Below are 12134 nucleotides of genomic sequence, written 5' to 3'. Positions count from 1 at the left end.
TACAACCGGTGCCGGCCGGGCGGTGGACCGCCCCGGCCGGCTGCCCGTTCCCCGCGCCCGCCGCGCCGACGCGCGGGACTCCGCCCGGCCGGCGCGCGCCTCCCGTGCCCATGCCCGAGGGGCAGAAGTGTCCACGTCCGGCGGGCAGAAGTAACCAGTTATCCCACTGAGATCGCTCTGCGAGCATCGGATTCGGCTGAGTTTCCGAGGGTTTTCGCGAACGGTCGACGACGAGGAACTGGTGGACACATGACGACGAATCCGATGATGGCCGCGGCCTGTGGACAGGTGGCCGAGCAGGGCGGATTCTCCCCGGCTGAAGCCCGCGTCGCCGCGGTCTGGAATGCGGTGATCGGCACTGAGGTGGCCACGGCGGAAGACGAATTCTTCCGGCTGGGCGGAACCCGCTCGCAGGCGACGGAAATGGCCCGCCGGATCGCGGAGGAATTCGGTTCGGAATTCGGCGAGGAACCGCTGCCCGAGCCGCTGACGGTGCGGGCGGTGGCGTCCTTCCTCGCGGAGGAGGCCCTGCTGAGGGCCCGCCGACTGTTCGAGTCCGCGGACTTCGACGTCGAGGAGGCGGCGGACGCCATGGGCGCCCTGGTGGCGGCCGGGGCTCCGGACGACGCTCCGGTCATACCCCGCGCGCCCCGGGACGGGCGTCCGCTGCCGCTGTCGTTCGCGCAGCGCCGGCTGTGGTTCCTGGACCAGCTGGAGCCCGGCCGGGCCGAATACCTGATCCCCATGGGTCTGCGCATCCATGGCCGGCTGGACGTCCCGGCGCTGCGGGCGTCGCTGTCGGAGCTGGTGGCCCGGCACGAGGTGCTGCGCACCCGCTTCGTCAGCGACGCGGACGGCAACCCCGGTCAGGTCGTCGATCCGCCCAGGCCGCTGCCCCTCGCCGTGCACGACCTGCGATCCGTCGCCGGGGACCAGGCACGCGAGGAGGCGGCCACCGCGCTCGTGGACACCGAGGGTTTCCGCCCGATGGACCTCGGCACCGGACCGGTGGTGCGGGCGCTGCTGATCCGGCTGGCCGACGACGAGCACCTCCTCGCCCTGACGGTGCATCACATCGCCTTTGACGGCTGGTCGGCAGGGGTGCTGTCCCGGGAGCTGACCGAGTTGTACGGCGCACGGGTCGCGGGCAGGACCGCCGACCTGTCCGAACCTCCCCTCCAGTACGCCGACTTCGCGGTCTGGCAGCGCCAGTGGTTCACCGGCGACGTGCTGGCGGAACAACTGGACTACTGGCGCGGCCGGCTGGCCGGCACCGAACCGCTGGAGCTGCCCACCGACCGCCGGCGTCCGGCGCGGCACAGCGGCAAGGGCGCCATGCTCACCTTCCGCGTGGCCGCGGAGACCGCCGACGCCGCCCGAAGGATCTCCCAGGAGACCGGCGCGAGCCTGTTCATGACCCTGCTGGCGGTCTTCCAACTGGTCCTGTCGCGCTACAGCGGACAGGAGGACATCGCGGTCGGCACCCCGATCGCGGGCCGCAACCGCGCCGAGATCGAGAACATGATCGGCTTCTTCGTGAACACGCTGGTCCTGCGCACCGACCTGTCCGGCGACCCGACGTTCACCGAGCTGCTGGCCAGGGTCAAGGACACCGCGCTCGGCGCCTACGACCACCAGGACCTGCCCTTCGAACGCCTGGTGGAGGAACTGGCGCCGCAGCGGGACCTGTCGCGCAACCCGCTGTTCCAGACGATGTTCGTCCTCCAGAACACCCCCGACAGCCGGTCGTGGGAGCTGCCGGGCCTGACCGTGCGGCAGCTCGACGTGTCCGCCCAGGACTCCAAGTTCGACTTCACCTTCTACGCCACCGAGGCCGCCGACGGCGCTCTGGACGGCACCGTCGTGTACTCCACCGACCTGTTCGACGAGGCCACGATGGTGCGGCTCGCCGGGCACTTCGAGACGCTGCTGGCCGCCGCCTGCGCCACCCCGGACGCCCGGCTGTCCGAACTGGAGATGCTCACCGCCGCCGAGCGCCGCACCATCCTCGGCGAGTGGAACGGCGCCGACACCGACGCCCCGGACACACTGACCGTGACCCGGCTGATCGAGGAGCGGACCGCCCTCCACCCGGACGCGCCGGCCGTGACGTGCGGCACCGACCAGTTGACCTACCGGCAGCTCGACGAGCGGGCCGAGTGGATCGCCGACCGGCTGCGGGAGCGCGGTGCCGGGCCGGGCACCCTGGTCGCGGTCTGCCTGAACCGCGGTACCGACATGGTGTGCGCCCTGCTCGGCATCCACAAGGCGGGAGCGGCGTACGTGCCGCTGGACCCCGCGTACCCCACGGACCGGCTCGCCTACATGATCGAGGACAGCGGCGCCCCGCTGATCGTCACCCAGGCCGCGCACACCGGCCGCCTGCCCGCCCACACGCAGGCGCTGCTGCTGGACGGGCCCTGGCCGCAGGGGTCGTACACCGCCTCCGCCGGTCCGGTGGCGCAGGCCGGTCCGGACGACGTGGCCTACGTGATCTACACCAGTGGCTCCACCGGTCGTCCCAAGGGCGTGCAGATCACCCACGGCGCGCTGCGCGCACGGATGCGGGAGACGCGCCGTGAACTGGGCCTCACCTCCGAGGACCGGGTCCTTCAGTTCGCGTCGATCGCGTTCGACTCGTCGGTGGGCCAGATGTTCGCCCCGCTGATCTCGGGAGCCTGCCTGGTGCTGCGCGACGACGCCTGGGACCCGGGCCGGCTGGCGGAGGCGCTGCGCGAGCACCGGGTCACGGTGGCGTGGCTCACCCCCTCGGCGTTCGGGGCTCTGGCCGCCGACCTGGAGGGGCCGGACACGCTGGGCCCGGAGCTGCGGCTGGTCCGGCTCGGCGGCGAGGCGCTCCAGCGGGAGCAGGTCCGGGAGTGGTTCCGGCACTGCGCGGTGCCCCTGGTCAACGGTTACGGACCCACCGAGGCCGCGCAGGAGGCCACGACCGCCAGGATCACCGGGCCCGTCGACCGGGTGCCGATCGGCCGGCCGGTCGCCAACGCCAAGGTCTTCGTGGTCGACCGCCACGGCCGGCCGGTACCGGTGGGAGTGCCGGGGGAGATGTGGATCGACTGCCCCGGACTGGCCCGCGGCTACCTCAACCGGCCCGAGCTGACCGACGAGAAGTTCACCGTCGTCGACGTGGACGGAGCACCGCGGCGCGTCTACCGCACCGGTGACCAGGCCCGATGGCTGCCGGACGGGCGGCTGGAGTTCGTGGGCCGCGCGGACAACCAGGTCAAGCTGCGCGGCTACCGCGTCGAACTCGGCGAGGTCGAGACGGCGCTGCTCGCTCACCCCGCGGTCGCCGGCGCCACCGTCATGCTGCGCGAGGACGTTCCGGGAGCGCGGAGGCTGGTGGCGTACGTGGTGCCCGTGGGACCCCTCGACGCGAGCGCGCTGCGCGCCCACCTCCGGCGCGACCTGCCGGACTACATGGTGCCCGCGGCCTTCGTGCCGCTGGAGCGCATACCACTCACCCCGAACGGCAAGACGGACCGCCGGGCGCTCCCCGCCCCCGCCTCCGACCGGTCCGGACTGGACGCCGTGTACACCGCGCCGCGCACGGACGCCGAACGCACGGTGGTCGAGGTGTGGTCCGAGGTGCTGGGCGTCGACCGGATCGGCGTGCACGACGACTTCTTCGCCCTGGGCGGGCATTCGCTGCTGGCCACCCAGGTCGTGTCGCGGCTGCGCCGGCGGCTCGGTGCCGACGTCCCGGTGCGCGCGCTGTTCGGCGCGCCGACCCCGGCGTTGCTGGCCGAGGCCGTGACGGAGCTGGCCGGCACCGGGGCCGACCGCATCCCGTCGGTACCGCGCGACAGCGGTCCGCCGCCGCTCAGCTTCGCGCAGCAACGCCTGTGGTTCCTGGACCAGTTGGAGCCGGGCCGGGCCGAGTACCTGCTGCCCTTCGCCTTCCGCATCCGCGGCGCCCTGGACATCGACGCGCTCAACGCCGCGTTCACCGCGGTCGTGGCACGCCACGAGATCCTGCGCACCCGGTTCGGCACGGACGCCGCGGGCTCGCCGGTCCAGCTGATCGACCCGGCGCGGCCGGTGCGGATGCTGGTACGGGACCTGCGCGGGGTGCACGACGCCACCACCCGCGAGGACGCCCTGGCGGAAGTACTGCGCGAGGACGGCCTGCGGCCGGTCGACCTCGGCACCGGACCGATGCTGCGCGCGCTGCTGGTACGGCTGGCCGACGAGGAGTGCGTCCTGGCGGTCACCGTGCACCACATCGCCTTCGACGGCTGGTCGGTGGGCGTGCTGGTGCGCGAGCTGTCCGCGCGGTACGCGGAAGCCGTGTCGGACCGGTCCGGCACGTCCGGGCCCGGCCCGCTGCGGGTGCAGTACGCCGACTACGCGGTGTGGCAGCGCGCCTGGTTGTCCGGGACGCCTCTGGAGCGGCAACTCGCCTACTGGACGGAACGCCTCGACGGACTGGAGCCGTTGGAGCTGCCGACGGACCACGCCCGGCCGGCGGAGCGCGACGGACGGGGCGAGGTGGTCCGGTTCTCGGTGCCCGCCGAGATCGCCGCCCGTGCCCGCGCGGTGTCCGCCGAGAGCGGCGCGAGCCTGTTCATGACCCTGCTGGCGGTCTTCCAGCTGCTGCTGGCCCGCTACAGCGGACAGCGGGACATCGCGGTCGGCACCCCGATCGCGGGCCGCAACCGTGCCGAGACCGAGGACCTGATCGGCTTCTTCGTCAACACTCTCGTGCTGCGCACCGACCTGTCCGGCGACCCGACGTTCACCGAGCTGCTGGCCAGGGTCAAGGACACCGCGCTCGGCGCCTACGACCACCAGGACCTGCCCTTCGAACGCCTCGTGGAGGAACTCGCCCCCGACCGCGACCTGTCCCGCAACCCGCTGTTCCAGACGATGTTCGCCTTGCAGAACGCCCCGGGCGCGGACGCCTGGAACCTGCCGGGCCTGTCGGCGGAACCCGTCGAGACCCCCGTCCGGAACGCCAAGTTCGACCTGTCGGTGTACCTCGCGGAGGCGGCGGACGGCACGCTGGACGGCGCCGTCGTCTACGCCGACGACCTGTTCACCGAGGACACCGCACGCCGCATGGCCGGACACTTCACCAACCTGCTGGCCGCGGCCACGGCCCGCCCGCACAGCACGCTGTCCGAGGTGGAGATGCTGGACGCGGGCGAGCGGCACCGCATCCTCACCGAATGGAACGACACCGCCTCGCCCGTCCCGGCGGCGACCCTGCACGGGCTGTTCGAGCAGCGGGCGGCACAGCACCCGGACGCGGTGGCCGTCGTCTGCGGCACCGATGCCCTGACCTACCGTCAGCTCGACGAGCGGGCCAACCGCCTCGCCCACCGGCTGCGCGCCGTGCCGGGCATCGGGCCGGACGTGCCCGTGGGCGTCTGCCTGGAGCGCTCGCCCGCCATGGTGTGGACGCTGCTCGGCATCCTGAAGGCCGGGGCCGCCTACGTCCCGCTCGACCCGGAGCACCCGGCGGAGCGGCTGGCCTACCTGGTGACGGACTCGGGCGCGCCGCTGGTCGTCACCGACACCGCGCACGCCGCCCTGCTGCCGGAGGGCCTGGACCTGCTCCGCGTCGACCGGCCCGCCGACCTCCCGGACACCCTGCCCACGCACGCGCCGGAACCCGTCGCGGACCCCGGCGACCTGTGCTACCTGATCTACACCAGCGGCTCCACGGGCCGCCCCAAGGGCGTCCGCATCGAACACCGCGGTGTGGTCAACTACCTGGCCGGAATGCAGCACGCGTTCCCGCTCGCCGAGGGCGAGGGATTCCTCCAGGCCACACCGCTGTCGTTCGACGTCTCGGCCTACGAGATCTTCTGGCCCCTGTGGCAGGGTGCCACGGTCGTCCTGGTGCCCGGCTCCGACCGGCTCGACATGGCCGAGGTGTCCCGCCTGATGCGCGCCCACCGCGTCGTCGGCCTGCACTTCGTACCCAGCCTGCTGGACCTGTTCGTCTCCCGGGTACGGCCCGGGGACTGCACACACCTGCGGTACGCCTTCGCCAGCGGCGAACCGCTCCAACCGACACTGGTGAGCCGGTTCACCGAGCGCTTCCCCGGCGACCTCGTCAACCTGTACGGCGCCACCGAGGTCTCGGTCGACACGACGTACTGGCGGGCCCCACGCACGGGGCCGGCCGGACCGGTCCTCGGGGGCCGTCCCATGGTCAACCAGACGGTGTACGTCCTGGACCCCGACCGCCGCCCGGTGCCCGCGGGTGTGCTCGGCGAGGTGTACCTCGGCGGCGACAGCGTCGGACGCGGCTACCACCAGCGGCCCGACCTCACCGCCGAGCGCTTCGTCGCGGACCCGTTCCGCGGCGGCCGGATGTACCGCACCGGCGATCTCGGCCGGTTCACCGCGGACGGCGAACTGGACCTGCTGGGACGCATCGACCGCCAGGTGAAGCTGCGCGGCGTCCGGGTCGAACTCGGCGAGATCGAGGCGACACTGCTCACCCATGACGCGGTCGGGACCTGCGCGGTGGTGGTCCGGGAGGACACGCCCGGCGACAAGCGGCTGGTCGCCTACTGCGTGCCCGCGCCCGGCGGCACGGTGGACGCCGGCGCGCTGCGCGAGTGGGCCGCCGAACGCCTGCCGCGGGCCATGATGCCGTCCGCGTTCGCCATCCTGCCGGAACTGCCGCTCAACCGGAACGGCAAGGTCGACCACGCGGCGCTGCCCGCTCCCGGGAGCGACGGCGACAGCACGGCCGGATACACCGCGCCGAGGGACGAGATCGAGGCGGAGATCGCCGCCATCATGGCCACCGTGCTCGGCGTCGAACGCGTCGGAATCCACGACGGGTTCTTCGAGGCCGGCGGGCATTCCCTGCTCGCCATCCAACTCGTCAACCAGGTGGAGTCGGTGACCGGAGTGCGCATCAGCCTCCGCCGCCTCTTCCAGTCGCCGACCGTCATCGGCATCAAGCAACAGCTCGTCGAACTGTTCGACGCCCCGGAACAGGATTCCTGAACCAGCAGCCCGCTGCCCACACGAGAAGACGAAGAGGACGGAACATCATGGGCGAGAACTCGGTCGAGGCACGGTTGCTGTCCCGCATGCGGCAGCGTGCGGAAGCGGCCCGCATCGCACGCGGTGACCGGGAGGCCGGACCGCTGCCGCTGTCGTTCGCGCAGCACCGGCTCTGGTTCCTGGACCGGCTGACTCCGGACAGCCCGGAGTACCTGGTGCCCACGGCGCTGCGGGTGCGGGGCGCGCTGGACGTCACCGCGCTGGGCACGGCCCTGTCGGGCCTGGTCGCCCGGCACGAGGTGCTGAGGACGTCGTTCCCGGCGGACGACAGCGGCACACCGCGACAGGTGATCACCGCACCCTGGCAGGTGGAGGTCACGGTCCACGACCTGCGGACCGAGGCGGACGCGGAGACACGCGCCGGCGAAGTGCTGCGCACCGAGGCGACGCGTCCGTTCGACCTGGACGCGGGACGGCTCCTGCGGGCCGACGTGGTACGGCTGGCGGACGACGACCACTTCCTGTTGTTGACGGTGCATCACATAGTGTCGGACGGTTGGTCCTCCGGGATCATGGCCCGCGAACTGCGCGAGCTGTACGCGGCAGCCGTCGCCGGACGCGAGGCGTCACTGCCCGAACTTCCCATCCAGTACGCGGACTTCGCCGTCTGGCAGCGCGAGCAGCTCACCGGTCCCGAGACGGAGCGTCACCTCGCCTACTGGCGCGAGCGCCTGGCCCGGGTGACGCCGCTCGAACTTCCCACCGACCACCAGCGACCGGCACGGCCGAGCGGCGGCGGCGACGTGGTCACCTTCTCGGTGCCGCAGGCGGTGGCGGAGGCGCTGCGGTCCACGGCGAGTGGGCAGGGCGCGAGTCTGTTCATGGCCCTGCTGTCCCTGTTCCAGATCGTCCTGGCCCGTTACTGCCGTCAGGACGACATCGCGGTGGGCACCCCGATCGCGGGCCGCAACCGTGCCGAGACCGAGGACCTGATCGGCTTCTTCGTCAACACTCTCGTGCTGCGCACCGACCTGTCCGGCGACCCGACGTTCACCGAGCTGCTGGCCAGGGTCAAGGACACCGCGCTCGGCGCCTACGACCACCAGGACCTGCCCTTCGAACGCCTCGTGGAGGAACTCGCCCCCGACCGCGACCTGTCCCGCAACCCGCTGTTCCAGACGATGTTCGTGCTTCAGGCGCCCGGCAGTGCGGAAGGCCGGGCGTGGGAGCTGGAGGGCACGCGGACCGAGCCCGTCGAGATCGAGCGGGGTGTCGCCAAGTTCGACCTGACGCTCACGGCGGTCGAGTCGGCAGACGGACTGCGCGCGGTGCTGGAGTACCGGACGGATCTGTTCGAGCGGGCGACGATCGAGCGCATGGCCGGCCACTTCGCCACCCTGGCCGCGTCGGTGGCGTCCGCACCGCGGGCCCGCCTGTCGGAGCTGAACATGCTGACGGAGGGGGAGCGGCGGGAGATCCTGGTCGACTGGAACGGTGTCACCGGCCCCTATCCGGACACGGCCACCATCCACCGGCTGATCGAGGACCGGGTCGCCGGCGATCCGGACGCGGTGGCTGTGGCCTACGGCGACCAGGAGTGGACGTACGCTGACATCAACGCGCGTGCGAACCGGCTGGCTCATCATCTGCGTGGCTCGGGTATCACTGCGGACACCCTGGTGGCCGTCTGCCTGGATCGCTCGCCGGATCTGATCGCCAGCCTCCTGGGAATTCTGAAGGCGGGTGCGGCGTTCGTCCCCCTGGACCCGGACTATCCGGCCGACCGCATCACGTACATGGTCGAGGACGCGAGTGCTGCGCTCGTCATCACCAGTACCGATCTGGCTCATCGCCTGCCCGACACGATCGACTGCCTGCTGGTCGACACGCAGTGGCCGGCCGGTCCCGAGAGCGATCCCGAGCCGCTGGCCTCGCCCGACGATCTGGCCTACGTCATCTACACCTCGGGGTCCACAGGCAAGCCCAAGGGCGTCGCTCTGGAGCACCGTGGCGTGGTCAATTACCTGCACTGGTGCGACCAGAACTATCCGGCTGGCGGGCGCGGCGGGATCGGCAGCATCCTGTACTCGTCGGTGACGTTCGATCTGACGATCACCGCACTGTTTCTGCCCTTGATCCAGGGTCAGCGGCTGGTCGTTCCGGTGACCGGGCCGGACCAGACGGCCTTCGACGCCGCGATCGACGTGATCTGCGCCGGCACCCCGGTCAGTTTCCTCAAGGCGACGCCTTCGCATCTGGAGGTCCTCGCCGCTCACCTGGAGGCCCGCGGGGCCCGGCATCGCATCGCCACCATCGTCGCCGGCGGTGAGAACCTCACACCTCAGCTCGTTTCCCGCCTGCTCAACGCCAGCAGCACGCGGACGACGATCAGCAACGAGTACGGCGCCACCGAGGGCTCGGTGGCGAACGTGATGAGCCTGACCACGGAGCCGGACCCGCACGGGGGGACCACGACCCTGGGCCGGGCCATCACCAACACCACCGTCTATGTCGTCGACCATCACAACCAGCCCGCTCCTGTCGGTGTCCCCGGTCACGCCCTGCTGGGCGGCATCTGCCTGGCGAGGCACTACCACAACCGGCCGGAGCTGACCGAGCAGCGCTTCACGCCCAATCCCCTCAGCCCGCCCCGCCCCGACCCGCGCACGTATCACACCGGTGACCTGGTCAAGTGGCGCCCGGACGGGACGCTGGAGTTCATCGGCCGGATCGACAACCAGGTCAAGCTGCGCGGCTACCGCATCGAACTCGGCGAGATCGAGAACGCCCTGGCAACCCACCCCGACATCCACACCACCGCCGTCACCACCCGCGAGGACACACCCGGCAACAAACAACTCGTCGCCTACATCGTCCCCACCCCGGGACACGAGCCGAGCGCCTTTGAACTGCGCGGCCATCTCCAGAAGCAGCTGCCCGACTACATGGTCCCGACCGCCTACGTCACCCTCGACCAGCTCCCGCTCACCCCCAACGGGAAGGTCGACACCAAGGCCCTCCCCGCACCCGACCACCACCGACCCGACCTCGACACCACCTACACCGCACCCCGGAACGCCACCGAAGAAGCCGTCACGGCGATCTGGTCCGACATCCTCGGCGTCGACACCGTCGGCATCCACGACAACTTCTTCGCACTGGGCGGGCACTCTCTGCTCGCGACGCAGGTGACGTCGCGGCTGCGGCAACGGCTCGGGGTGGACGTCCCGGTGCGTGCCCTGTTCACCTCGCCCACACCGGCCACGCTGGCCGGGGTCGTGCGTGAGCTGGAGACGGCCGACAAGACGCCGCTGGTACCCATCGACCGTGGCAGCGGTCCACAACCGCTGTCGTTCGCGCAGCAGCGGCTGTGGTTCCTGGACCAGTTGACACCAGGCAGCGCCGAGTACCTCGTGCCGTTCGGTCTGCGGGTGCGGGGCGTCCTCGACGCCGGCGCGCTGGGTACGGCGTTCACCGGTCTGGTGACCCGGCACGAGGTGCTGCGCACCCGGTTCGTCACGGACGACTCGGGCCGTCCCGCACAGATCGTGGACGCGCCATGGTCGGTCACTCCGGTGGTGCACGACATCCGGACCGTCTCGTCGGCCGACCGGGAGCAGGCCGCACTGGAGATCATGGCAGCCGAGGCACGCAGGCCGTTCGAGCTGGACGGCGGACGGCTGCTGCGGGTGGACGTGGTCCGCGTCGCGGACGACGACCACTACGTGCTGATCACGCTGCATCACATAGTGTCGGACGGGTGGTCCTCCGGGATCATGGCCCGTGAACTGCGCGAGCTGTACGCGGCGGCTGTCGCCGGACGCGAGGCGTCACTGCCCGAACTTCCCATCCAGTACGCGGACTTCGCCGTCTGGCAGCGCGAGCAGCTCACCGGCGAGTTCCTGGAAGGGCAGTTGGCGTACTGGCGTGAGCGTCTCGCGGGAGTGCCGGCCCTGGAACTGCCGACCGACCACGGGCGGCCGGCCGAGCGGGACGGTGCCGAAGGCAACACCGTGTACTTCTCGGTGCCGCAGGAGGTGGCGGAGGCGCTGCGGTCCACGGCGAGCGGGCAGGGCGCGAGTCTGTTCATGGCCCTGCTGTCCCTGTTCCAGATCATTCTGGCCCGTTACTGCCGTCAGGACGACATCGCGGTGGGCACTCCGATCGCGGGCCGCAACCGTGCCGAGACCGAGGACCTGATCGGCTTCTTCGTCAACACGCTCGTCCTGCGCACCGACCTGTCCGGCGACCCGACGTTCACCGAGCTGCTGGCCAGGGTCAAGGACACCGCGCTCGGCGCCTACGACCACCAGGACCTGCCCTTCGAACGTCTCGTCGACGAGTTGGCTCCCGACCGTGACCTGTCCCGCAACCCGCTGTTCCAGACGATGTTCGTCTTCCAGAACACCCCGGACGACGACGCGTGGAGCCTGCCCGGCCTGATGGTTGAGCAGGTCGGCGTGGGCGGTCAGGACGCCAAGTTCGATCTCCAGTTGACCGCGGCCGAGTCGGGTGGCGAGCTGCTGGCGGCCCTGGAGTACCGGACGGATCTGTTCGAGCGGGCGACGATCGAGCGCATGGCCGGCCACTTCGCGACCCTGGCCGCGTCGGTGGCGTCCGCGCCGCGTGCCCGCCTGTCGGAGCTGAACATGCTCACGGAGGGGGAGCGGCGGGAGATCCTGGTCGACTGGAACGGTGTCACCGGCCCCTATCCGGACACGGCGACGATCCACCGGCTCATCGAGGACCGGGTCGCCAGCGATCCGGATGCGGTCGCCGTCACCTACGGCGACCAGGAGTGGACGTACGCTGACATCAACGCGCGTGCGAATCGGCTGGCTCATCATCTGCGTGGCTCGGGTATCACTGCGGATACTCTGGTGGCCGTCTGCCTGGATCGCTCGCCGGATCTGATCGCCAGCCTCCTGGGGATTCTGAAGGCGGGTGCGGCGTTCGTCCCCTTGGACCCGGACTATCCGGCCGACCGCATCACGTACATGGTGGAGGACGCGGGTGCACGCCTGGTCATCACCAGTACCGATTTGGTTCATCGGCTGCCCGACACGATCGACTGCCTGCTGGTCGACACGCAGTGGCCGGCCGGTCCCGAGAGCGATCCCGAGCCGCTGGCCTCGCCCGAC

At 71.2% G+C, this 12134-nt stretch carries 2 protein-coding genes; both read left to right on the top strand.

Features of this window, described 5'->3' with window-relative positions:
• The first annotated feature begins 249 nt into the window (after window positions 1–249).
• Entirely contained in the window at window positions 250–6993 is a 6744-nt protein-coding gene (locus tag AQJ11_RS13425) for a non-ribosomal peptide synthetase (protein WP_244218215.1), read from the top strand.
• A gap of 47 nt (window positions 6994–7040) precedes the next feature.
• Window positions 7041–12134, top strand: a 5094-nt coding sequence (locus AQJ11_RS52125; protein ID WP_159061659.1) for a non-ribosomal peptide synthetase, incomplete at its 3' end; no start/stop codon positions are given.

The organism is Streptomyces corchorusii (assembly GCF_001514055.1).
Classification (GTDB): Bacteria; Actinomycetota; Actinomycetes; order Streptomycetales; family Streptomycetaceae; genus Streptomyces; species Streptomyces olivaceoviridis.
The sequence above is the reverse complement of the archived record's forward strand: the minus strand, read 5'-3'. Positions and strand labels throughout refer to the sequence as shown.

Bases quoted from the DNA above. Each gene is read 5' to 3' on its own strand.
- AQJ11_RS13425 (WP_244218215.1), top strand. From the start codon at position 250: ATGACGACGAATCCGATGATGGCCGCGGCCTGTGGACAGGTGGCCGAG.